22 protein-coding genes are annotated in these 22,878 nt (G+C 72.9%); 14 read left to right on the forward strand and 8 right to left on the reverse strand.

The window, feature by feature from the left end; translation table 11 throughout:
• Positions 1-2: 2 nt before the first annotated feature.
• On the reverse strand, positions 3-1,673 hold the full coding sequence (locus ACZ6TI_RS45605) for an ABC transporter substrate-binding protein (RefSeq protein WP_465351558.1): 1,671 nt from the start codon (positions 1,671-1,673) through the stop codon (positions 3-5).
• Positions 1,674-1,761: 88 nt separating this feature from the next.
• Here ACZ6TI_RS45605 and ACZ6TI_RS45610 point away from each other — a divergent pair, with 88 nt between their 5' ends.
• Positions 1,762-2,748: an acetylxylan esterase gene (locus tag ACZ6TI_RS45610; protein ID WP_465351559.1), complete on the forward strand. Its 987-nt coding sequence runs from the start codon at positions 1,762-1,764 to the stop codon at positions 2,746-2,748.
• On the opposite strand, the gene ACZ6TI_RS45615 is transcribed toward ACZ6TI_RS45610, so the two are convergent.
• Positions 2,700-3,566 carry a PPK2 family polyphosphate kinase gene (locus tag ACZ6TI_RS45615; protein WP_465351560.1) on the reverse strand — a complete coding sequence of 289 codons (867 nt, stop codon included), beginning with the start codon at positions 3,564-3,566 and terminating at the stop codon, positions 2,700-2,702. The two genes, ACZ6TI_RS45610 and ACZ6TI_RS45615, sit on opposite strands and share 49 nt — an antisense overlap.
• Positions 3,567-3,647: 81 nt before the next feature.
• On the opposite strand from ACZ6TI_RS45615, the gene ACZ6TI_RS45620 reads away from it, so the two are divergent.
• Together ACZ6TI_RS45620 and ACZ6TI_RS45625 are read left to right on the forward strand one after the other, a co-directional pair.
• Positions 3,648-4,256, forward strand: a complete 609-nt coding sequence (locus ACZ6TI_RS45620) for an RNA polymerase sigma factor (protein WP_465351561.1) — start codon at positions 3,648-3,650, stop codon at positions 4,254-4,256.
• A complete protein-coding gene (locus ACZ6TI_RS45625; RefSeq protein WP_465351562.1) occupies positions 4,256-5,413 on the forward strand; it encodes a CU044_5270 family protein in 1,158 nt (385 codons plus the stop codon). The genes ACZ6TI_RS45620 and ACZ6TI_RS45625 overlap by 1 nt, the downstream gene beginning before the upstream one ends.
• A gap of 158 nt (positions 5,414-5,571) precedes the next feature.
• Here ACZ6TI_RS45625 and ACZ6TI_RS45630 read toward each other — a convergent pair whose 3' ends face one another.
• Both ACZ6TI_RS45630 and ACZ6TI_RS45635 read right to left on the reverse strand, forming a co-directional pair.
• A complete protein-coding gene (locus ACZ6TI_RS45630) occupies positions 5,572-8,478 on the reverse strand; it encodes a protein kinase domain-containing protein (RefSeq protein ID WP_465351563.1) in 2,907 nt (968 codons plus the stop codon).
• Positions 8,475-10,997: an ATP-binding protein gene (locus tag ACZ6TI_RS45635; RefSeq protein ID WP_465351564.1), complete on the reverse strand. Its 2,523-nt coding sequence runs from the start codon at positions 10,995-10,997 to the stop codon at positions 8,475-8,477. Before ACZ6TI_RS45635 ends, ACZ6TI_RS45630 begins: the two co-directional genes overlap by 4 nt.
• 147 nt (positions 10,998-11,144) lie before the next feature.
• Here ACZ6TI_RS45635 and ACZ6TI_RS45640 point away from each other — a divergent pair, with 147 nt between their 5' ends.
• A complete protein-coding gene (locus ACZ6TI_RS45640) occupies positions 11,145-11,363 on the forward strand; it encodes a hypothetical protein (protein ID WP_465351565.1) in 219 nt (72 codons plus the stop codon).
• Between the two features lie 45 nt (positions 11,364-11,408).
• Here the strand turns inward: ACZ6TI_RS45640 and ACZ6TI_RS45645 are convergent, their stop codons facing one another.
• Entirely contained in the window at positions 11,409-13,268 is a 1,860-nt protein-coding gene (locus ACZ6TI_RS45645) for an adenylyl cyclase (RefSeq protein WP_465351566.1), read from the reverse strand.
• Positions 13,269-13,524: 256 nt separating this feature from the next.
• Here ACZ6TI_RS45645 and ACZ6TI_RS45650 point away from each other — a divergent pair, with 256 nt between their 5' ends.
• The 4 genes from ACZ6TI_RS45650 (at position 13,525) to ACZ6TI_RS45665 (ending at position 16,519) form a co-directional block, all read left to right on the forward strand.
• On the forward strand, positions 13,525-13,866 hold the full coding sequence (locus ACZ6TI_RS45650) for an STAS domain-containing protein (RefSeq protein WP_465351567.1): 342 nt from the start codon (positions 13,525-13,527) through the stop codon (positions 13,864-13,866).
• A gap of 75 nt (positions 13,867-13,941) precedes the next feature.
• Positions 13,942-14,619, forward strand: a complete 678-nt coding sequence (locus ACZ6TI_RS45655; RefSeq protein ID WP_465351568.1) for a response regulator transcription factor — start codon at positions 13,942-13,944, stop codon at positions 14,617-14,619.
• On the forward strand, positions 14,612-15,895 hold the full coding sequence (locus ACZ6TI_RS45660) for a sensor histidine kinase (protein ID WP_465351569.1): 1,284 nt from the start codon (positions 14,612-14,614) through the stop codon (positions 15,893-15,895). The genes ACZ6TI_RS45655 and ACZ6TI_RS45660 overlap by 8 nt, the downstream gene beginning before the upstream one ends.
• A 90-nt stretch (positions 15,896-15,985) precedes the next feature.
• A complete protein-coding gene (locus ACZ6TI_RS45665) occupies positions 15,986-16,519 on the forward strand; it encodes a PepSY domain-containing protein (RefSeq protein WP_465351570.1) in 534 nt (177 codons plus the stop codon).
• Between the two features lie 48 nt (positions 16,520-16,567).
• Here the strand turns inward: ACZ6TI_RS45665 and ACZ6TI_RS45670 are convergent, their stop codons facing one another.
• Both ACZ6TI_RS45670 and ACZ6TI_RS45675 read right to left on the reverse strand, forming a co-directional pair.
• Positions 16,568-16,945 (reverse strand): hypothetical protein, encoded by a 378-nt coding sequence (locus ACZ6TI_RS45670; protein WP_465351571.1) that lies wholly within the window; start codon positions 16,943-16,945, stop codon positions 16,568-16,570.
• A gap of 75 nt (positions 16,946-17,020) precedes the next feature.
• Positions 17,021-17,887 carry a sigma-70 family RNA polymerase sigma factor gene (locus tag ACZ6TI_RS45675; RefSeq protein WP_465351572.1) on the reverse strand — a complete coding sequence of 289 codons (867 nt, stop codon included), beginning with the start codon at positions 17,885-17,887 and terminating at the stop codon, positions 17,021-17,023.
• 85 nt (positions 17,888-17,972) lie between these two features.
• Between ACZ6TI_RS45675 and ACZ6TI_RS45680 the strand changes: the two genes are divergently transcribed.
• Genes ACZ6TI_RS45680 through ACZ6TI_RS45700 form a run of 5 tightly spaced genes read left to right on the forward strand, consistent with a single transcriptional unit; the run spans position 17,973 to position 20,697 of the window.
• Positions 17,973-18,779, forward strand: coding sequence for an SDR family oxidoreductase (locus ACZ6TI_RS45680; protein WP_465351573.1), 807 nt, complete (start codon positions 17,973-17,975; stop codon positions 18,777-18,779).
• A 10-nt stretch (positions 18,780-18,789) separates the two neighbouring features.
• Entirely contained in the window at positions 18,790-19,194 is a 405-nt protein-coding gene (locus ACZ6TI_RS45685) for an SRPBCC family protein (RefSeq protein ID WP_465351574.1), read from the forward strand.
• 14 nt (positions 19,195-19,208) lie between these two features.
• The gene (locus ACZ6TI_RS45690) at positions 19,209-19,721 is read left to right on the forward strand and encodes a hypothetical protein (protein ID WP_465351575.1); all 513 of its coding nucleotides are present in this window, start codon (positions 19,209-19,211) and stop codon (positions 19,719-19,721) included.
• Positions 19,722-19,756: 35 nt separating this feature from the next.
• Positions 19,757-20,008, forward strand: a complete 252-nt coding sequence (locus ACZ6TI_RS45695; RefSeq protein ID WP_465351576.1) for a DUF899 family protein — start codon at positions 19,757-19,759, stop codon at positions 20,006-20,008.
• A gap of 41 nt (positions 20,009-20,049) precedes the next feature.
• Entirely contained in the window at positions 20,050-20,697 is a 648-nt protein-coding gene (locus ACZ6TI_RS45700) for a hypothetical protein (RefSeq protein ID WP_465351577.1), read from the forward strand.
• On the opposite strand, the gene ACZ6TI_RS45705 is transcribed toward ACZ6TI_RS45700, so the two are convergent.
• A complete protein-coding gene (locus ACZ6TI_RS45705; RefSeq protein WP_465351578.1) occupies positions 20,694-21,152 on the reverse strand; it encodes a GNAT family N-acetyltransferase in 459 nt (152 codons plus the stop codon). The genes ACZ6TI_RS45700 and ACZ6TI_RS45705 overlap by 4 nt on opposite strands.
• A 188-nt stretch (positions 21,153-21,340) precedes the next feature.
• Here ACZ6TI_RS45705 and ACZ6TI_RS45710 point away from each other — a divergent pair, with 188 nt between their 5' ends.
• Positions 21,341-22,429 carry a dipeptidase gene (locus tag ACZ6TI_RS45710; RefSeq protein WP_465351579.1) on the forward strand — a complete coding sequence of 363 codons (1,089 nt, stop codon included), beginning with the start codon at positions 21,341-21,343 and terminating at the stop codon, positions 22,427-22,429.
• Positions 22,430-22,878: the final 449 nt, after the last annotated feature.

Genomic DNA, 22,878 nt, shown 5'->3' on the forward strand with positions numbered 1-22,878 from the left:
GCCTACTGCGCCGGCTTGATGGTGGCCAGCACGATCCCGTTGTCCCAGCTCTTCCAGGAGGCGGGGAACGCGTACTTGTTGTCGTTGGAGGGCCAGCCGGTGGCGCGGCTGGTGTTGAACTCGGTCAGCGTGGAGTTCACGTAGATCGGGATGTACGGCAGGTCCCGGGCGATCTCGGTCTGGATCTTCGCGTACTCCGGCTTCTGGACCGCCTCGTCGTTGGTCTGCGACGCGGTGTTCAGGGCGGCGTCCACGGCCGGGTTCACATAGCGGGCGTAGTTGCCGGAGTTGGCCGCCGACTCGCCCACCTTGGCCGTGGTCTTCGACGAGTAGCGCGGGTTGTAGGTGAAGTACGGGTTGGCAGACGGGCCCAGCCCGATCGAGTCCAGCGACAGCTGATATTTGCCCTGCACCTGGTTGTTGTTCCACTCGTTGTAGGACAGCTGCGACGGCTTCAGCTCGATGCCGACGGCCTTGAGCTGCTGGGCCATCGAGTCGTTCAGCGAGATGTAGTCGCTCCAGCCGCTCACCGTCTGGATCGTCAGGGTCAGCCGCTCGCCGCCCTTGGACCGGATGCCGTCCGCGCCCTTGGCCCAGCCGGCCGCGTCCAGCAGGCTCTCCGCGCGACCCGGGTCGGCGGTGCCCGGCACGTTCAGCAGCGCCGGATCGGTGATCCACTTCTTGTCGCGGTCGGGCAGCAGCATGCTCGGCGAGCCGGGCGCCGCGAAACCGCCGCCGGCCAGCTTGTTGAGCTGATCGCGGTTGATCGCCGCGTAGATGGCCTGGCGGACGGCCACGTCGGTCTGCGGGCCGGTGCACCCGAGCTCGGCGTTCGAGCAGGTGAAGATCGAGGTGGTGAGCACCGGCGTGTTCACGTACGTGAGGCTCTTCTGGTCCTTGAGCAGTTGATCGAGGCCGGGCAGGAAGCTGCTCATCCAGTCGACCTGGCCGGCGGTCAGCGCGGCGCTGGCGGCGTCCGCGGTGGCCAGCGAGATGTAGCGGATGGTCTGGATCTGCGGCTTGCCGGCCTGCCAGTAGGCCGGATTCTTCTCCAGCACATAACTCTGCGCGCTGAACTGCTTGAGCTTGTACGGCCCGGTGCCCACCGGCGAAGGATTCGTCGTCTTCGCCGGATCGGTGATCTTGCTCCAGACGTGCTCGGCGACGATCGCGGTGTTGCCGATGATGCTGGGCTCCGCGGTGAACGAGGTCTGCGGGAAGGTCAGCACCACGGTCTTGTCGTCGGTGGCCTGCACCGACGAGATCTCCAGGCCGGTCGAGTTGATCGCCTTGGTGCGCCGGATCAGGTCGAAGGTGAACGCGACGTCCTTGGCCGAGAACGGCTGCCCGTCGGTCCACTTCACCCCCTCGCGGGTGGTGATGGTGAGCTGCTTGCCGGCCGTGTCCCACTTGTAGGCGGTGGCGAGCATCGGCTGTGGCGGCACGTCGCTGGCCAGGTTGAGGTAGTAGAGCGGCTCGTAGATGACCCCGGCGGTGGGTTGCAGGTAGGCCGGGATGAACGGGTTCCAGTTCTCCGTGATGGTGCCGGTGGCCCCGTTGAAGATGGTGATCGAACTGGTCCCGGCATTCGGGCTGGGCGTGTTGGCGTCGGAGCAGCCGGCGACCAGCAGGACGGTCGCCGCGAGGACGGCGAGGCGGGGACGGGCGCGCATCGACGAACTCCCCTCTATCGATATGTTGCGCCATTATTAAGCTCGTTAAGTTTGGGTTGTCAAGCGCCCGTGCGGCACGATGATCGACATGCCGCTGTGGGATCTGAGCACCGAGGAACTGGTCGCGTACGCCCCGGAGGTCGCCGAACCGCCGGACTTCGACGAGTTCTGGGCCACCACTCTGGCCGAGACCCGGGCGCACGACCTGGGCCTCGTGCTGACCCCGGTGGAGACCGGCCTCGCCCTGGTGGACGTGCTGGACGTGACGTTCGCGGGGTTCGGCGGCCACCCGGTGCGCGGCTGGCTGACCCGCCCGCGCGGCGCCACCGGACCGCTGCCCGGCGTGGTCACCTGCAACGGCTACGGCGGCGGGCGCGGCCTGTCCACCGGGCACCTGGGCTGGGCGTCCGCCGGATATGCCGAGTTGTTCCTGGACACCCGTGGCCAGGGCAGCAAGTGGGGCGACGGCGGCGACACGCCGGACCCGGTCGGCGCCGGCCCGGCGATGCCCGGTTTCATGACCCGTGGCATCACCGACCCGCACGACCACTACTACCGCCGGCTGTTCACCGACGCGGTGCGCGCCGTCGAGGCGCTACGCGCGGTCGAGGGTGTGGACCCGGCCCGGGTGGCGGTCGGCGGCGGCAGCCAGGGCGGCGCGATGGCCCTGGCCGTGGCCGGGCTGCTGCCGGACGTCGCCGCGGTCATGTCGGACGTGCCGTTCCTGTGCCACATCCGGCGCGGCGTCGAGATCACCGGACGGGATCCGTTCGCCGAGGTGTCGGCCTATCTGGCGGTGCACCGCGGCCAGGAGGAGACGGTCTTCCGCACGCTCTCCTACATCGACGCGGTCAACCACGCGAAGCGGGCCGTGGCGCCGGCCCGGTTCTCGGTCGCGCTGATGGACATGACCTGCCCGCCGTCGACGGTCTACGCCGCGTTCAACGCCTACGGCTCCGCGCGCAAGGAGATCGACGTCTACCCGTTCAACGACCACGAGGGCGGCGCCGGGCACCAGTGGGCGCGTCAGATCCCCTGGCTGGCCAGCCTCTTCCGCTCGGCTTCCACGTCGTAGGACGGCGCCGGGTAGCCCGGGTCCACGTCCTTCATTGCGGCGAGCATCAGGTTCGCCACCGCCCAGTTGCGGTACCACTTGCGGTCGGCCGGCACCACGTACCAGGGGTTCTCCGGCGTGCTGCACCGGGTCAGCGCGGCCTGATAGGCGTCCTGGTAGTCGTCCCACAGCTCGCGCTCGTCGATGTCGCCCGGCTTGTACTTCCACTGCTTGGTCGGGTCGGACAGCCGATCCAGCAGGCGCGCGCGCTGCTCCTCCTTGGAGATGTGCAGCATCACCTTGACGATCTTCAGGCCGTCGGCCGCCCGCGCCGCCTCGAACTCGTTGATCTGCTCGTAGCGCGGCTCCCAGACGTCCTGCGGCACCAGGTTGTGCACCCGCACGACCAGCACGTCCTCGTACTGCGACCGGTTGAACACCCCGACGTGCCCGGCGTCCGGCAGCGCCCGCTCGATCCGCCACAGGAAGTCGTGCGACAGCTCCTCGTCGGTCGGCTTGCCGAAGCTGATCGCCTTGATGCCGGTCGGGTTCATCCCGTGCAGCACCTTGCTCACCGTGCCGTCCTTGCCGCCACAATCCATCGCCTGCAGGAGCAACAGGACCCGCTGCCGCGAGTCACCCTCCTTCGCGGCGGCGAAGAGCTTCTCCTGGTGCGCCCCCAGCTCCACGCCGATCGCGCCGACCTGCTCGGCCGCCCACCCCTTCGCATCCTTGCGAACGGCCTTGCTGTCGGGCAGCCCCGGCGTCCCCCGCGGATCCACCTCGGCCAGGCGAAACGAGTCGGGACGGACGGCGAGCAGTTCTGGTAGACCGGTCATCCGCGCACCCTACGTGAAGGCCCTGCCGGACATCGGGCATTCATGCGTGTCCGACGATCCCAGCCTGGGAGGCCAGCACCCGTGACCACACTCGGCGCCGACCGGCGACACGAGCCCGACGCGTCCGTTCTGCACGCCTCGCGGGCCGACCCCGACCGGTTCGCCGTCCTGTTCGACCGCTACTACCCGGACATCCGGAACTACGCGGCGAGCCGGCTCGGCGGCGAACGCGCGGACGACGTCGCCGCCGACACGTTCCTGGCGGCGTTCCGCACCCGCGACAGATACCGCGACGACGTGCCCGGCGGCAATGTCCGCGCCTGGCTGTTCGGCATCGCCACCAACCTGATCCGGCGGCAGCACCGCGACGAGGAACGGCGTTACCGGGCGCTGGCCCGGGCCGGCGCGGCCGCGGACCGGTCGCCGTCCGGCGACGAATCGGCGGCGGTGGCCCGGATCGCGGCCGGCGCCATGCGGCCGGCGCTGGCCCGGGCGCTCGCCGCGCTGCCCGCCCGCGACCGCGACGTGCTGCTGCTGGTGGCGGTCGGCCAGCTCGACTACGCCGAGGTGTCGGCCGCGCTGGGCGTGCCGCCCGGCACGGTCGGCTCGCGGCTCAGCCGGGCGCGCAGGAGCATCCGGGCGGCGCTGGGCGGCGCCGACCCGACCCGCATCGACGAAGGGAAACCCTGATGGAGACCGAGAACCAGATGATCCGTACGCTGCTCGCCGAGCCGGCGCCCAGCGCGCACACCCAGGCGGCCGCGCGGCAGCGGCTGACGAACGAGATCTCCGGCGTGCGGCCGGCCCGCCGCCGCGCCCGCACCTGGCGTCTGTCGCTGGCCGGCAGCGGCCTCGCCGCGGTGGCCGCGGCCGGTGTCGCCCTCGCGCTGGCGGCCGGCAGCAGCGGCACCGCGGGCCTGGGCCAGACCGGCAACGGCGGCGCGACCGGCGTGGCCGCTCCCCCGGCCGGGGCGACCGCGCGGTCGGCCGCGCCGCAGCTGCTGCTGGCCGCCGCGGGGCAGGCCGAGAAGTCGGCCGGCGAGGGCCGCTACTGGCGGGTGCTCACGGTCACTTGGGCCTCGCTCTACCAGCCGGTGACCGTGGGGCGGGAGAAGTTCTACATCGCCACCGGCTGGGCGCGGGAGTCGTGGACGCCACGCGCCGGCGGCGACCCGACCATGCTGGGCACCCAGGAGCTGGGCAGCCGGCCGCGGACCGCTCAGGACCGGGCCGCCTGGCAGCGCGCGGGCTCGCCGGAGACCTTCGACCTCGGCCGTGGCGACACGGTGAGCGGCGACCACGTCATCCGCTCGACGAAGCCCGAGAAGGGCGAGCTCACCGAGTTCGGGGGCGGCTCCGACTGGACCAGCATCTACGGCCCGATGGCGCTCGCCGACCTGCCGACCGAGCCGGCCGCGCTGCGGGCCACGATCGAGAAGCAGATCGACCGGCAGACCGGCGAGACCTCCGACGCCGCCGTCTTCTCGCTGCTGGGCGCGATGCTCACCGAGGCGCCGGCCGGCCCGGAACTGCGGGCCGCCGCGTTCAAGGTCCTGTCCGGCCTGGACGGCGTCACCAACGCCGGCCCGCGGGACGACGCCAACGGGCGCCCGGGCGTGGCGCTGGAGATGAAGCGGACCTCCGAGCAGGAGGCCGGCGAGTTCGTCAGCCGCAACTGGCTGATCCTCGACCCGCGGACCTACGAGCTGCTGGGCGGCGGGATGAAGGGCTCGTTCGTGGACGCGGACGGCAACGCCCGGATCGGCAAGGGCGGCAAGGAGATGGACGTGGCGCTGATCACCGCGGGCTGGACCGACGCGAAGCCGACCCCGCCGAACGTGCGGTGACCGAAGCGGCGTTGCCCGGCCCCCCTCCAGGCGCCGGGCAACGCCGTGTCCCGTTTCCGGCCGCCATTACGGCCGGCTCCGACGCCATTGCAGAATGGGCGCCCGCGAGGCTCGGCGGAAGGCTTTCGGGATGTCAGCGATGTCGCTGACAGCCCGGGCTATTCATCGGGGAACTGTTCCGACAGGAAGGCGCGGACCCCGGCCGCCCGGCCGGCCCGATGCTGGGCCTCATAGATCATCAGAGCATCGCGCAGCGCCGCCCGGGCGGGCTCGCCCTGTCGGGATTCCGCATAGGTGCGCCCGATCCCCTCCAGCACGATCGCCTCGAGATAGGTGTCGCCGGACTCCCGCGCCAGCCGCAGCGCCGCACCGTAGTGCTCCAGCGCGGTGGCCGGGCGCCCGGTGCGATGGGCGATGTAGCCGAGGCTGTGCAGCGATTCGGTGACCCCCTCGGTGTGCCCGTGCGCCCGATGCAGGGCCAGCGCCCGGGTGCATTCCGCCTGCGCCACCACATAGTTGCCGAGCCGCGCCCGGTACCACCCCAGGCTCTCCAGCGCGGTACCCGTCCACACCGGATTGTCCAGGTCACGGGACAGCCGGAACGCGTGCCGGGCGTGCTCCAGCGCGGCCGGCAGGTCGTCGGTCATCTCGGCCAGCCAGGCCAGCAGCTGATGGCTGTGCGCCTGACCGAACACGTCGCCGGCCAGCTCGCTCATCGCCAGCGCGAGCGACAGCTCCCGGCCGGCCTCGGCCAGGTCGCCCTGCTGCCCGAGCGCGTGCCCGAGATAGCGATGCGCCTGCGCCTCGATCGACTCGTCGCCCAGCCGGACCGCCGCGGTCAGCGCGAGGCGCCAGGCCGCCCGGTTCTCGTGCAACCGCCCGCGCCGCCAGTTGAAGATCATCATCGACCAGGCCAGCTCGAACGCGGCCTTGTCCCAGCCCTCGGCCGCGGCCAGCCGTTGCGCACCGAGCAGCCCGGCCTGCTCGGTCTCGAACCAGGCCAGCGCCGCGCCACGATCCCCCGGCGGCGCCGGATCGCTGCCGCTCACCGGCGCGTCGAGAGCCAGCGGTGGCCGGTGCGGATAGAGCAGCCGATCCCCGGCGTACGCCGAATGCAGGTGAAAGTCCACCAGCCGCCGCATCGCCGCCCGCCGCGCGAGCCGCGTCTCGTGCCGCAGCGCCCGGTCCATCGCGTCGAGCCGCACCAGATCGTGCATCCGGAACCGCCCCGGCACCGGCTCGTGCAGCAGGTGGGCGCCGGTCAGCTCACGCAGTGCCCGGCGGGCGGCGGGCGCCTCCAGGCCGGTCAGCGCGGCCGCCGCGGCCAGCCCGATCTCCGGCCCCGGCGCCAGGCCGAGCAGCCGGAACGCCTCCGCCGCCCGGTCCCCGAGCGCGTGATAGGACGCCCCGAACACCGCGCGCAGCGAGGCGGTCTGCTCGCCGGCGTCGAACGCGTCCAGCCGGGTGCGCTCCTCGGCCAGTTCGCCGACCAGATCGGCGAGCGTGAACTGCGGGTCGGCGACCGACCGCGCGGCCACGATGGCCAGCGCCAGCGGCAGGCCGGCGCAGTGCCGCAGCAGGTCGTCGACCGCGTCCGGCTCGGCGGCGACCCGGTCCGCGCCGAGCAGCCCGGCGAGCATCTCGCGGGCGTGCGAGCCGGGCAGCAGGCCGAGAAGCACGACCCGGGCGCCCGCGCGGGTGACCACCCCGCCCAGGCGGTGCCGGCTGGTGATCAGCACCCGGCTGCCGGGAGTGCCGGGCAGCAGCGGCAGCACCTGGGCCGAGTCGCGGGCGTTGTCCAGCACCACCAGCATCCGGCGGCCGGCCATCAGGGTGCGGAAGAGCCCGGCCTGCGCGCCGGTGTCCGGCGGCAACGCGCCGGCCGGCACGCCGAGCGCGTCCAGGAAGCCGGCCAGCACCACGCCGGGCGTCAGCGGCTCGGCCGACGGGTCGAAGCCGCGCAGGTTCACATAGAGCCGGCCGTCCGGGAACCGGTCCGCGGCGTCGTGCGCCCAGCGCTGCGCCAGCCAGGTCTTGCCCATGCCGCCCGGGCCGCCGACCACGCACACCGACGCGTCCGGGCGCAGCGCCGCGCTGATCTCGCCGAGCTCACCGGCGCGGCCCACGAACGAGGCGGGCGGCGCCGGCGCCTGCTGCGGGGCCGGGGCGGTGATCGGCGTCGCGGCCACGGCCGGACGGTCCTCGGTGGCGTCGGTCGTACCCAGGTGGAAGCTCTCCGCGGCGGCCAGTTCGTCGCGGTCCGTGCTCAGCCGATCGACCAGCTCGCGCGCCGTCGGGCGCAGCGCCGGGTCCTTCCGCAGGGCCTGGGCGATCAGGCCGCGCAGCGGCTCGGCCAGGCCGTCCAGCTCCGGCTCGCCCCGGACGATCCGCAGCGCGACCGCGCCGTCGCCGTCCGCCGGGAACGGGATGTGACCGGTGCCCGCATAGGTCAGCACCGCGCCCCAGGCGAACACGTCCGCCGACGCGTCACCCCGGCCGGCGAACCGCTCCGGCGCCAGATAGGCGAACGAGCCGACCACGTCGCCGCGGCCGGTGAGCGGCCGCGGATCGGTCATCGGGCGGGCGATGCCGAAGTCGATGACCTTCGGGCTGCCCCGGGCCAGCAGCACGTTGTCCGGCTTCAGGTCGCGGTGGACCACCCCGGCGGCGTGGATCGCGCGCAACGCCACCGCCAGGCCGACCGCCAGCCCACGAAGGTTCGCCAGGCCGATCGGGCCGTCCGCCGCCACCACCTCACCCAGGCTGGGCCCGTCCACGTATTCGAAGACCAGGTAGGGCGGCTCGTGGTCGGGGTCGGCGTCGAGCACCTCGGCGGTGGCGAACGCCGGCACCTGCCGGACCCGGTCCACCTCGCTGCGGAAACGCTGCCGGAACTGCTCGTCGGAGGCCAGGTCGGGCCGGATCGCCTTGACCGCGACCAGCCGCCCGGCCGGCGACCGCCCGGCATAGACCCGGCCCATGCCGCCGTCGCCGATCACGCCGGTGAGCCGGTACACGCCCAGCTTGTCGGGGTCGTGCGGGTCGAGCGGGCGGCCGGGCCTCACGGTTGCGGCTGCCGGGCCGGGATCGCCTCGGGCACGGCCAGCTCGGCGAAGATCCGATCCGCCGTCTGCCCGTGCGTCTGCGCCTCGGCGAGGTCGGCCACCGCCGCGGCCGCCCGGGACAGGCCGCGATGGGCGCGGGCCTGCTCGTAGCGGTCACCGGCGGCACCGGCCAGCTCCAGCGCGCGCCGGTGCTGATCGCGCGCCTCCCCCGGCCGGCCGAGCAGGGCGGACGCCTCGCCGGCGCCGTTGCGGGCGCTGCTCTCCCGGGCCCGGTTGCCGACCTCCCGGGCGATCCGCACCGCCTCCTCGTATGCCACCAGCGCCGCCTTCCGATCGCCCTGCAGCAGGCGCAGCGCCCCGAGGCCTTCGAGCGCCTCCGCCTGCCCGGTCAGGTATCCGCTCGCGGCGAGAATCTCCAGGGCCCGGCACAGGCACTCCTCGGCCTCGGCGAAGCGGCCCTGCCGGATCAGCACGACGCCGAGGTTGTCCAGCGTGCGCGCCTCGCCCGCGGTGTCGCCGATGGCCACCGTGATGGACAGGGCGTGCCGGTGCCGCTGCTCGGCGTCGGCGTGCCGCCCGCGGCGGGCGAGCACCGCGCCCAGGTTGTCCAGGGCCCGCGCCTGCCCGGCCGCGTCGCCCGCCTCGGTGAACTTCTCCACCGCCTCCTGGCAGGTGCGCTCGGCCTCCGCATAACGGCCCCAGCGCCACTGCAGGGCGCCGAGGTTGGCCAGGGCGCGCGCCTCACCCGGCCGGTCGCTGACCACGCGGAAGCCGTCCAGTGCCTGCCGGTACTCCCGCTCGGCGTTCTCGTAGCGGCCCAGCCGCCAGTGCACGGTGCCGAGATTGACGTGGGCGGTGGCCGCGCCGCCGCGATCGCCGAGGGTGGTGGCGGCCCGCAGCGCGGCGGCGTGCAGGGCGGCCGCCTCGGTGTGATGGGCGCCGTTGAACAGGTAGCGCCACAGCACCGCACCGAGATCCATCGCGTGCTGCCGGGCGGCGCCGCGGGCGGCGGCCTCGGCGGCCCGCACCAGATCGCCACGGGCGTCGTCCAGCCAGGCCACCGCGGCGGCCGGATCGGTGAGCTCGGGGCCGGACGGGTCGCCGGCCGGCCGCGGGCGGCGATGGCTCTCCGCCGGGAAGCTCAGGTCCATCGCCCGGGCGGCGGTGGTCAGGTAGTGGTCGAGCAGGCGGTCGAGCGCCGCCTGCCGGTCGCCGGCCGGGTCCTCCCGCTCGGCCAGCCGGCCCGCGTAGTCACGCAGCAGGTCGTGCATGGCGTGCCGGCCGCCGGCGGTGCGTTCCAGCAGGTGCGAGCGGGCCAGTTCGTCGAGCGGCGCGCGCACGTCGGCGGGCGCGGCGCCGGCCAGGGCCGCCGCCGTCCACTCGTCGACCCGGCCGCTGACGGACAGCCCGAGCAGCCGGAAGAGCCGGGCCGCGGGCGGTGTCAGGGCGCGGTAGGACCAGGTGAACACCGAGCGGATGCCGGGATCCTCGTCCGGCGCGGTCAGCCGGGAACGTTCGGCGCGCAGGTCCTCGACCAGGGCGGCGAGCGGGCGGCCGGGCCGGGCGGTGACGAACTCGGCGGCGATCCGCAGGGCCAGCGGCAACCGGCTGCACAGCTCGGCGAGGGTCTCGGCGGCCGCCGGGTCGGTCTCGGTGCGGGCGCCGATCAGGGTGCCGAGCAGGCGGCCCGCCTCGGCCGGGCCGAGCAGTCCGAGGTCGACCCGGCGGGCGCCGTTCAGCGCGACCAGCCCGCCGAGCGCGTCCCGGCTGGTGACCAGCGCGAGGCAGCCCGCGGCGCCGGGCAGCAACGGCCGCACCTGGGCGGCCGAGCGGGCGTTGTCCAGCACGATCAGCAGGCGCCGCCCGGCGGTCACCGATCGGAAGGCGGCGCTGCGCTCGGCCGGGTCGGCCGGGATGCTCTGCTCGGGCACCCCCAGGGCGCGCAGGAAGCCGGCCAGGACCGCGGCCGGATCGGCGGGCGTCTCGGAACTCCAGCCGCGCAGGTCGGCGAAGAGCTGGCCGTCCGGGAAGGAGGGCGCGGCGCGATGCGCCCAGCGCACCGCGAGCGCGGTCTTGCCCACCCCGCCGGTGCCGGACAGCACGGTGATCCCGGACGCCAGGGCGTCCAGCTCGGCGATGGTCCCGTCCCGGCCGGTGAACGCGTAGACGTCGGGCGGGAGCTGGCGCGGAACGGCGGCAGACGACGGCGCCTCCTCGACGCCGCTGCGGCGGTGGCTGTCGGCGTCGAAAGCGTCCCGCCACAGTGGCTCGAACTCGGCCGGGTCGCCGCCGAGCACGCCGACGATCAGCCGTACCGTCTCCCACCTGGCCGGGCGCGGCGAGCTGAACGCGTCGTGGATGGTGGTGGGGTTGATGCCGCGCGGGCGGCCGGGGCCGCGGGTGCCGCGCTGGATCTCGCGCATGCTCGGCCGGCCCGCGGCCACGTGCAGCGCGTGCAGGCGCTCGTAGAAGACCCGCATCGGCCCCTCGGGCACGAGCGGCATGGCGACCTGACCCACGAGGACCGCCCTGGAAACGCATCGACGATGTCGATTGCCGATAATTCCACGTCCGGATACCGATGTCTTCATGTATCAGGCCGGACGTGACGACGGTCTATTCCACGGCGGGCGAGCGCATCCCCCTCTTCGGAAAGGACCGCGATCATGTCGGACAACCAGAAAAGGGTCGTGAAGGATCTCAAGACCAACAAGTACGAGATCGCGCAGGACCCGACCGCCACCAAGCGATATCTGGAATTCAAGGAGCCCCATGCGGGCTGGAAGCGAGGCGAGGTGGTCGGTTTCGAGAAGTCCCAGGCGGCGCTGATCGACCAGCTCCTGCAGTCACAGAAGGCGCAGGAGTGGCCCGCTCGGCAGCAGTGAGACAAGGGGAGCCGGGCCGTCGAGGCCCGGCTCCCCTTTTGCCGATCAGGACGCCGGATAGTCCACGATGTAGACCGGGACGCCGATCTTCGTGGTGTCGGCCGGCCCGCCCACGCCGTTGACGACGTGGTCGATGATGCCGGCGCTGAGGTTGACGGTCATGATGTGGTGCAGCCGCACACCGGGCCGGTTCGGCACCTCGAAGCCGTTCTCGGTGTGGATCGACGGGTTGTTCTGGTTGAAGACGTAGACCCCGGCGCCGTAGAGCCGGTGCGTGCGCACCCGGTCGCCGACCTTGTAACCCGCGAATCCCTCGGTGTCGCCGTTCATCCAGTCCGCCTGCGTCGGCGGGTCGTACGGCAACTCGTTCTGATAGAGAATCGTGGTGCCGCCGTCGCCGTTCCAGACCGTGTTGTAGCGCTGGAAGTGCTCGACGAACAGCCCGGTGGCGGTCACGTTGTCACCGTTGATCACCGCGCCGGTGCGGCCGATGTTGGTGCGCCACCGCTGGGTGTCACCGTTCACGCCCTCGGTGAAGCCCTCGACACCGTGGTCCGCCCGCCACACCCAGGTGTGGTCGATCAGCACGTTGTCGCTGTTCACCTCGAGCGCGATGTTCGTCCGACCGATGTGCGGGCCACCGACCCGGAAGTACACGTCGGACAGCGTGGTCGGATCGGACGAGCCGCCGTGCTGGTGGCCATGCTTGCCGCCCCGGCCGACCTGCAGCAGCACCTTCGACTCCTGCGGGCCCGCGTCGATGGTCACGCCCGCGACCACCACGCCGGGCACGTTGGCCACGGTGATCGGCGTCGACCCGTGCACCGCGGTCAGCGTCGCGTGGCCCATGCCGAGCACCACCGTGCCGGGCCGGGTCACCTCGATGCTCCGGGCGATGTCATAGACGCCGGGCGTGAGCAGCAGGTTCTTACCGCGCGCGAGCTGCTTGTTGATGTCCCGCACCGAGTCGCCCGGCTTGGCCACGACGAAGTCGCTCAGCGGCACCGTGCGTCCCCGGTCGGGCGTCGAGACGCCGCTGGTGTCGCGCTTGGCGGCCGGCACCCGCACGTTGTAGCGCCCACGGGAGTCTGTGAACAGGTAGGGCTTCTCCCGGCTGACCGGGGTCTTCGCCAGCGTCGTGTACGGCGGGTTCGGGAACCCCTCCTCGGACGGCGCACCCACCACTCCGGAGAACACCTGGTTCCACACGCCGTTGGACCAGCTCTGCACCGTGCTGTTGCGGGTCAGCCACTGCTGCTGCGAACCGCTGACCACGGTGGGCATGTTCGAGTCGGCGATGAAGCCGCCGCTCGCGTACTGCGGGCCCGCGGTGCAGTAGTCCATCAGCGAGAGGTTGCCGCCGGAGACGTCGACCCGGCGCAGCGAGACGGCCTGGGAGACGGCCCAGAAGTTCGCCGAACCGCGGCAGCCGTCCTGGCCCGCGCCGTTCACGTTGATCGACAGGTTGGACAGGGTGCGCCAGAAGTTGACCAGCGCGAGGCAGTTGCCGGCGCCGCCCTCGGTGAGGCAGCGGTTGTAGACCTCGACCTTGCCGTTGATCACCACGTCCGCGGGGGACGCGCCCAGGCCGGAGATCTCGGTGTAGTAGCCGACCTTGATCTGCAGCGGCTGCTCGGCGGTGCCGTACGTGCCCGGCTTGAAGAAGTACGCGTACCGCTCGGTGCCCATCTCGTTGTCGACCTGCCGGGCGTGCGTGGCATCCAGGACCGCCTGGATCTCACTGATCGGCATGCCCGGGTCGAACACGGTGACGTTGGCGCCGAAGCCGGAGCCGCCGGGCCGCGGGTGGTGGGTGGCGGAAGCGGCCGCGCCGGTGGAGAGACCAGCGGTGGCCAGGGCCAGACAGATGGCGAGAATCCGGCCGAGACGCCGGCGAGTGATCATGGGGATGCCTTCCCGTAACTGGTTGGTAATGCACTGGATCACAGGAAGCGATAGACGGTTCCGCATGTCAAGGCACGTTTGGCGAGGCCCGGGCGGCAATCCGGACGGGATGGGGACAACTCGCCGGAGTTCCGGAACCGGGTTGCCCGAACAGTCATTCGAAGGTGCACCATCAGTGCCCCGGAACCGGTACCGGAACCGGTACCGGAACCGGTCCTTGGGCCGCGCCGATTAGTTGCCCTGGTACAAATACCTCGTGAACGATCACTTCAACATCACCCGCGAGGTGAGCCGGGACGCCGTCGTCGTCCGGCTCTCCGGCGAGCTCGACCTCGACGCGCGGGACGAGCTGCGGGCGGCCGTGCTGGCCGCCGCCCGGGAGCCGCAGGCCGCCACGGTGACGCTCGACCTGGCGGCGACCACGTTCCTGGATTCCGAGGCGATGGCCGCGATCATCTCCGGCATCAACGAGGCCCGCGAGCAGGACAAGGAGTTCCGCCTGGTGAACGCGACCAGGATCGTGCGCCGGGTGCTGGAGATCGCCGGCCTGCTGGACCTGACCCGCGACGAGCTCATCCGGGACGACAACGCGGGGTGACCGCCCGGGCTTTCAGCACGCGTTCAGGACGGGTACGGCAGGATGAAGCGTTCCGTACCCGTCCTGGAGGCACCGATGCGCGTACTCGTCGTCGAGGACGAGAAGCGGCTCGCCTGGTCGCTGCGGGTGGGCCTGGAGGCCGAGGGCTTCGCGGCCGAGGTGGCGCACGACGGCACCGACGGGCTGTGGCTGGCCCGCGAGAACGACTACGACGCGATCGTGCTGGACGTGATGCTGCCCGGCCTCAACGGCTACCGGATCTGCGCGACGCTGCGCGCGGAGCGGGACTGGACGCCGATCCTGATGCTGACCGCCAAGGACGGCGAGTGGGACCAGGTCGAGGGGCTGGACACCGGCGCGGACGACTACCTGACCAAGCCGTTCTCCTTCCCGGTGCTGGTGGCGCGGCTGCGCGCGGTGGCCCGGCGCGGCGCACGCGAGCGGCCCACCCAGCTCGAGGCGGGCGACATCCGGCTCGATCCGGCCGCCCGGCGGGTCTGGCGCGGCGAGTCCGAACTCGAGCTGACCGCCCGCGAGTTCTCGCTGCTCGCCTTCCTGGCCCGCAACCGTGGCGACGTCGTCTCCAAGCGGCAGATCCTGGACGCGGTGTGGGACCCCGACTTCGAGGGCGACCCGAACATCGTCGAGGTCTACATCCGCCACCTCCGCAACAAGATCGACCGGCCGTTCGACCGGGCGGCGATCCAGACGATGCGCGGCGCGGGCTACCGCCTGGCGAGCGACGGTGGGTAGGGGGACGACCCCTCGCGGCCCCGCGTCGGTGCGGCTGCGCACGACGGCCGCCGCCGTGCTCGTCGTGGCGGTCGCCCTGCTGGCCGGCGCCGTCACCCTGGTGGCGCTGGTCCGCGGCTCGCTGCGGGACGGGCTGGAGAACACCGCCGAGCAGCGCGCCGCCGCGCTGGCCGCCCAGATCGAGACGACCGGCCTGCCCCCCGCGGAGCCGGCCGACGACGACGATGACGACGACCTGATCTGGCAGGTGACCGACGCGAGCGGCGCGGTGGTCCGATCCAGCCGCCAGCTGCCGGCCGAAGGTCACCTGGTGGTGACCGAGACAACCGAGGACGACCGGTACGAGGTGACGGTCGTGGTCTCGCTGGAGGACGTCGACGACTCCACCTCCGCGCTCATTCCGCCGCTGCTGATCGGCCTGCCGCTGATCCTGTTGCTGGTCGGCGGCGTCACCTGGGCGGTGGTGACCCGGGCGCTCGCCCCGGTCGAGCGGATCCGGCGCGAGGTCGAGGAGATCACCGGCGACCGGCTGGACCGGCGGGTGCCCGAGCCGCCCGCCCGCGACGAGATCCACCGGCTGGCGCTCACCATGAACCGGATGCTGGGCCGGCTGCAGGACGCCCGGGACCGGCAGCAGCAGTTCGTCGCGGATGCCTCGCACGAGCTGCGCTCACCGCTGGCCAGCATCCGCCAGGCCGCCGAGGTGGCGCGGGCGCATCCGGGCGCGCTGCCCGGCGACGAGCTGGCCGGCGCCGTGCTCGAGGAGTCGGCCCGGATGCAGCGGCTGGTCGAGCAGATGCTGCTGCTCACCCGAGCCGACGACGGCACCGCGCCGCGCACCCGGCAGGACGTCGACCTCGACGATCTGGCGCTGGCCGAGGCCAAGCGGGTCGGCCGGTCCGGGCTCACGGTGGACACCTCCGGCGTCAGCGCCGGCCGGGTGCGCGGGGACCGCACGGCGCTCGCCCAGCTGGTGCGCAACCTGGTCGACAACGCCGCCCGGCACGCCGACCACGCGATCGCCGTCGCGGTGCGGGAGACCGGCGGCCACGTCGAGCTGACCGTCCAGGACGACGGCCGCGGCGTCCCCGAGGACCAGCGGGAACGGGTCTTCGAACGGTTCGTGCGGCTGGACGAGGCCCGCGACCGGGACGCCGGTGGCAGCGGGCTGGGCCTGGCGATCGTCAAGGAGATCGCGGCCGCGCACGGCGGGACGGTGGCGATCGCGCCGGCGGCGTCGGGCGGTGCCCGGTTCGTGGTGCGGCTGCCTTCCTGAACCGGCTTTCAGCCGGGTTCAGATCGGTTTCAGGGACCGGATCGCAAGCTGGGGACCAGTTCCAGCCAGTCCCAGGAAAGGTCGTCAATCATGAACACCGCCAAACTCCGCAGCAAGCGGGTCGTCATCGTCACCGTCGCCACCGCCGCCGCGCTGGGCATCGGCGGCGCGGTGTGGGCCACCGCCGCGCAGGCCGACGTGACCGGCGGCGAGCGCGACCGGGCCGCCAACGCGGCCGTCCAAGCGGTCGGCGGCACCGTCACCGACGTCGAGACCAGCGACGACGCCGGCGCGGCATACGACGTCGAGGTGCGCAAGGCCGACGGCACCGAGGTGGACGTGGCCCTCGACAAGGACCTGAAGGTCATCGGCCAGGAGGCCGGCGACAACGACGCCGCCGACAACGCCGACGACGCCGGAGAGCGCGCCCTGACCGCCGCCGAGCGGGCCTCGGCCGAGAAGGCCGCGCTGGACGCCGTCGGCGGCGGCACGGTCACCGGCGCCGAGGTGGGCGACGACGGCGAGGCGGCCTTCGAGGTCGAGGTCCGCGGCGCCGGCAACAAGGAGTGGGAGGTCGACCTGGACGCCGGCTTCAAGGTGCTGAGCAAGACCGAGGACAACTGACGGCGCGACGTCCGTCGGCGGGCGAATTCGGTCACCCGTTCGGGTTTCTCAGCAGTAGGGCAGGCGGTAGGCGTCCAGGTCGAGAACGTCGCCGTGCCAGAGCCAGCCCTCGTCCCGGCGGCCGGTGGCGCCGTCGACGACCTCGCCGTGGACCCAGACGTCGCTGTCGCGGTGCCGGGCGTAGTGGCCGAAGCAGTGCATGGTCAGGTAGGACGCCGTGGCCGCCGAGGTGCGCCGGGTGATCTCCGCCGGGCGCGGGGACGGGTGCACCGGGGCGGCCGGCCGGACCACCCAGCCGGCCGGGACCGACTCCTGGGGCAGCGTCGGCCGGGCCGCCCGCTCGGCGCCGCGGCCGTCGAGCGCCGCGGGCGCCAGGCCACCGGCGATCACCGCGGCCGCCGCCACGGCCACCATTCGCACACGCATCCGTCCGCCACCCCCGTTCTGCCAAACAGAACGAGCCGGGACGACGAAGAGACCCGCAGGTCAGGATGCCGACAGTCAGGAATCGAGCAGGTCGAGGGCGGCCAGCCGAGTCTGGTCGGCGAGGACGTCGATGGACACGACCCGACCGTCGCGCACGGTGAAGGCCATCACCGACAGGACCTTCTCCGCGGTGGCCACCACGACACCGGCGGCGCCGTTGATCAGCATCGGGCGGGCGTACGGGAAAAGGCGGCCGAAGGAGACGGCCCGGCCGGCGACCTCGCGGGCGCCCCGGACCATGACGGTGAGCGGATGGCCCGGTCCCCCGTCGGCGCTCAGCACCACCCGCGGGTCGAGCACCGCCAGCAGGCCCTCGAAGTCGCCGTCGCGGGCCGCGGCGAAGAACGCGTCCACCACCGCGCGCTGCCGGGCCGGGTCGGGATCGGGATCGGTCGGGCGGCCCCGCACCCGGCGGCGGGCCCGGCTGGCGAGCTGGCGGGCGGCCGTGGGAGTGCGGTCGAGCATCGTCGCGATGTCGTCGAACGGCACCCCGAACAGGTCGTGCAGCACGAAGGCGAGGCGCTCGGCCGGGTTGAGTGTCTCGAGCACCACGAGCAGGGCCAGACCCACCGAGTCGGCGAGCACCGCCTCCTGCTCGGGGCCGGGACCGGATTCCGGGGTCACGATCGGGTCGGGCACGCGTACCCCGAACGGCTCTTCTCGGCGGTTGACGCGCGATCGCAGCAGGTTGAGGCTCACCCGGGCGACCACGGTGGTCAGCCAGGCGCCGAGGTTGTCGATGGTCGCCGGATCGGTGCCGCGGACCCGCAGCCAGGTTTCCTGCACCGCGTCGTCGGCCTCGGCGAGCGACCCCAGCATGCGGTAGGCCACGCCTCGCAGCCGGCCCCGATGCTCCTCGAACGACTCCTGCGGAAAGCTCATCGGTCACCATTTTCGCTCGGCGGGTGTCTCCCTGATGAAGACCCACCGAACCCGGCGAACGTGACCGGGAGGAACGGAGCACCCGATGAGCTCACCGATTCTGGTCACCGGCGGCACCGGCACGCTCGGCCGGCACGTCGTCGCCGGGCTGCGCGAGGCCGGCGCCGAGGTCCGCGTGCTGAGCCGCGGCGCGGACGGGCCGGGCGTGCTGCGCGGCGACCTGGACACCGGCGAGGGCGTGGCGCGGGCGGTCGACGGCGTCGCGACCATCGTCCACTGCGCCGGGACCTCCTCCGGAGATCAAGACAAAACCGCCACTCTGGTACGCGCGGCGGCCCGCGCCGGAAAGCCGCATCTGGTCCACATCTCGGTGGTCGGCGCCGACCGGACGCCGGTGGTGAGCCGCACCGACCGGCGGATGTTCGGTTACGTGGCCGACAAACGGGCCGCCGAGCTGGTCGTGATGGACTCCGGGCTGCCGTGGACGATCCTGCGGGCGACCCAGTTCCACGAGCTGATGCGGACCGTGACCGCGGCGATGGCGAAGCTGCCGGTGGTGCCCGACCCGACCGGGATCCGGGTGCAGCCGGTGGCCGGGGCGGAGGTGGCCGCGCGGATGGTGGAGCTGGCGCTGGGCGGGCCGGCCGGGGTGGTGGCGGACTTCGGGGGGCCGCGGGCGTACAGCTTCCCCGAGCTCGTCGGCGCCTATCTGACCGCGACCGGGAAGCGGCGGCGCCCGCGCCTGCCGATCCGGCTGCCGGGCCGGGCGGCGGCCGCGTTCCGCTCCGGCGCCAACCTGGCGGCCGGCCCCGGCACCCGGACCTGGGAGGACTTCCTGTCGGAGCCGGTCACGTCCGATTCGTTCAAGACCGGCGGCGGGGGCCGCCGCTAACGTCGTGATCATGGACAGTTCTTCGGAATCGAGGCACGTCAGCACCCACATCGATCGGCCCGTCCGGGAGGTCTACGACTACGCGGCGGATCCCGTCAACCTGCCGGACTGGGCGCCCGGACTGGGCAGCTCCATCGAGGACGTCGACGGGACGTGGGTGATGGACTCGCCGATGGGACGGATCGAGCTCACCTTCGCGCCGCGCAACGACTTCGGCGTCCTCGACCACTGGGTGCGGCCGCCCGGGGGCGACGCCATGTACAACCCGATGCGGGTGGTCGCCGACGGCGACGGCAGCGAGCTCATCTTCACGGTGCGCCGCCGGCCCGGCATGACCGACGCCGACTTCGACCGTGACGCGGGCGCGGTCCAGGCCGACCTGGACAACCTGAAGCAGAAGGTGGAGAGCGCCTAGATACCATCCTCGGCATGTCGACCGAGGTGAATATCGCCGGCGCGCGAATCGTCGCCCTGACCGCGGCGCTGGCCGCCGTGCTGGCGCTGGCGTTGCCGTGGGCCGCTCAGGAATACATCCGTGAGCTGCCCGACGGCCTCACCCGGGTGGCGGCCGGCGAGGGCACCCGGTGGTCGGGGTGGGCCCTGCACGGCACCGGGCCGGTGAACAGCCACCGGCCGCTGCCGCTGCTGGTCGTCGTGCTGCTCGTGGTCGGCACGGTGGCGTTGTTCGCGCTCTGCTGGCTGGCCTGGGAGGCCGGTGCGGCGAAGTGGCCCATGGTGGCCGGCCTGATCGTCGCCGCGCTGCTGTCCATCGCCGCGTTTCCGCTGCTCAATGCGCTGCACGACGACAGCGTCGACGGCCGCGCGGTGACGGCGGAGTTCGGCTTCGTGGTGTGGCGCGTCGCTGTGCTACTCACGTTTCTCGGCCTGGCCCGCGCGGGCGTCCTGCAGGAGCAGCGCAGCCGCGCCGAGCGGGCCGTCTGAGGGTTGACCGGCACCGACTGAGGCATCATCGGACGATGAACAAACCACAGGTAGTGACGCCCGAGGAGTGGGAGTCGGCGCGTGCCGAACTGCTCGTGGCCGAGAAGGAAGCGACCCGCGCGCTCGACGCGCTCGCCGCGCGGCGCCGGCGGCTGCCGGGCACCACCGCGCGGGGCGTGGACCGCCTCCTCTTCCTGCACAACATCAGCGACCTCAGCGTCTGGGGCCGGCAGGAGGACTGGGAGGACTCGCCGCCCGGCTGGCCGCAGCACCCGACCTACGGCTGAGGGCACCCGCGGAAACCCCGGTCTCGGTAGGGTGTCGCGCTGTGGACATTCAGGTTGTGGAGGGCGAGTTCGTCGAGCGGCCGACCCCCGATTTCTCCGGCATGGATCGGCGCGCGTTCGGCGAGTTCGTCAGCCCGCGCGGCGAGCTCGCGTCCTACGCGTTCGGCTGGACCACCGGCACGGACCAGCACGTCGGCGCGCTGACCGTCGGGATCGGCGCCGGCAATCCGGGCGGCGGCTCGTTCCACGCCGTGGTGTTCGTGCACGAGGGCGGCTACGCGCTGTCGCTCACCGACCGGCCGTTCGAGCGGGTGCCGGAGGGCGGCCCCGACCTGACCGCCGACCAGGCCCGCGCCCACACCGACCTGCCGTTCGTGTTCTGGGTGGCGGACCAGGTGATGGAGCGCGACCGCCGCGCATGGTGGCTGCGGCACTGGCTGCTCGGCACCACCAGCATCCAGACCATCGAGGTCTTCGAGCGTCGCGAGCCGATCCTGCTGGTCACCCACGACGCCGACGACGACATGTGGCAGCTGATCGGCCCGAGCGACGCGGACGGCGACACCGGCAAGATCAGCCACCTGCACCACGCGATCGAGAACGACCCGACGCTGCTCGACGTCCTCGACCTCGAACCCGGCGAGCGCGCGACCCGATCCCACGCCGGCGCCCGCTGGGAGCGCGGCTAGACCGGACCCAGTCTCTTGGTCATCTGCTGGTTGGTTACCCGGTAGCCGGCGGTCTCGTAGAGGTGGACCGCCCGTGTGTTGTGGGCGTGCACATTCAGGCGCAGCGCCGTGCGGCCGTGGGCCCGGGCCGTCTCCTCGGCCGCGGCCAGCAGCGCCCGGCCCAGGCCCTCGCCCCGGCGCGCCTCGCTCACCTGGATGTCGAAGATGAACGCCGTGCCAGGTGCCGACCCCCGGTGCTGCAGGGCGATCCACAACAGCCCGACCGGCTCCTCCCCCAGCATCGCCGTGAGCAGCAGCATGCCGGGAGTGCGCAGCCCGTCCGGCAGGCCGGTGTCGTATTCCCGGCGGGCCCGCTCGACCGCGCCCTCGGCGGCCCAGATGCCCGCTTTCACCTGCTCTGCGGCGTAGGCCTCGGCTGACTGGTCCAGGTAAGTGGCGAATTCGGCATCGGTCATGGGGCGAACGGTCAACTCGGCCATCGGCTGATCGTTCCAGACCACTTATGGCAGAAAACTGCCAGATCGGTCGGCGATTCTTGCGACCCCGGGGGCGGGGCCGGAAGGCGGGGTCGTGGGGCCACAGCACGGGGGGTGGCTCGGCGGCCCCGCCTGGTGTCCGGGCCTCCAGACTGGAGGCCCAGAGCATGCCGCCGCGCCTGTTGATCGACGGACACAACGACCTGCCGCACGCTTTACGCACCCTGGCCGGTGGTCCGGTGTCGGACGACGATCTGGAGAAGTTCGAGCTGGACCGCGGTCTGGCCGGCACCCGGACCGACCTGCCGAGGCTGACGGCGGGCGGGGTGGGCGCCCAGTTCTGGTCGGTGTACGTGCCCGCGGACCTGCCCGAGCCCGCCGCGGTGGTGCAGACCCTGGAACAGATCGACCTGGTCCGCCGCGTCGCCTGGCGGCACATCGACCGCCTCACCCTGACCTCCACGGCCGAGGGGGTGAGCGCCGCGTTCCGGGCCGGCCGCATCGCCGGGCTGATCGGCGCCGAGGGCGGGCACTGCATCGGCCGGTCGCTCGGCGTGCTGCGGATGTTCCGGCAGCTCGGCGTGCGCTACCTGACGCTGACCCACACCTCGAACACGGCCTGGGCGGACAGCGCCACCGACGTGCCGCACAGCGGCGGCCTGAGCGACTTCGGCCGCGACGTGGTGCGCGAGATGAATCGGATCGGCATGCTGGTCGACCTGTCGCACGTCGCGGACACCACGATGACCGACGCGCTCGACGTGACCCGCGCGCCGGTGCTGTTCAGCCACTCGTCGGCGCGGGCGATCTGCGACCACCCGCGCAACGTGCCGGACGAGATCCTGCGCCGGCTGCCCGCGAACGGCGGCGTCTGCATGGTGACCTTCGTGCCCGCGTTCGTGTCCGCCGGCCGCTGGGCGTGGGAGATCGAACGGGAGACCGAGGCGGCCCGGTCCGGTGACACGCCCGAGGCGGTGGCCGCGCGGATCGGCGCGCCGCCGCCGGTGACCGTGGCCCAGGTGGCCGACCACGTCGAGCACGTGCGCGCGGTGGCCGGTGTGGCGCACGTCGGGCTGGGCGGCGACTTCGACGGGTGCGACGACATGCCGGCCGGGCTGGACGACGTGTCCGGCTATCCGCGGTTGTTCGCCGAGCTGGCCGCCCGCCACTGGTCGGAGCCGGATCTGTCCGCGCTGGCCGGCGGCAACGTGCTGCGGGTGCTGCGGTCGGCGGACGACGCGGCGGCGGCCAGCTGATCCTCGTCGTGGGCACAGTCCCACTGTGCGCGCCAGGCGGTGAGTTCGTGCTGCTCGCGTACCCCCAATCGGCGGAACGTGTGCTGCGCCTCGGCCCACGCGGTGTGCGCGGCCTCGTGCTCGCCACTCGCGGCCCGCGCCGCGCCGAGGTCGCGCAGCGTGCGGGCGCGACCGAGGTCCATCCCGATGGACTGCCACACGCCGGCGGCCCGGGAGAGCGTCTCGGCCGCCTCCGTGAACCGCCCCTCGGCCAGGTGCATCTCCCCGATCGCGCGGGTGACCAGCGCGGCGCCCTGCAGGTCACGGTGCGCGGTCATGGTCGCGAGCGCGCCCTCGAGCAGGCCGGCCGCGCGATCCGCCCGCCCTCGGCGGATCCAGACCTTGGCGAGGGCCTGACTGGTGTACGCGACCAGATGCGCGTCCCCGATGGCCACCGCCCGGCCGTGCGC

It is taken from the genome of Actinoplanes sp. NPDC051388 (assembly GCF_055586225.1).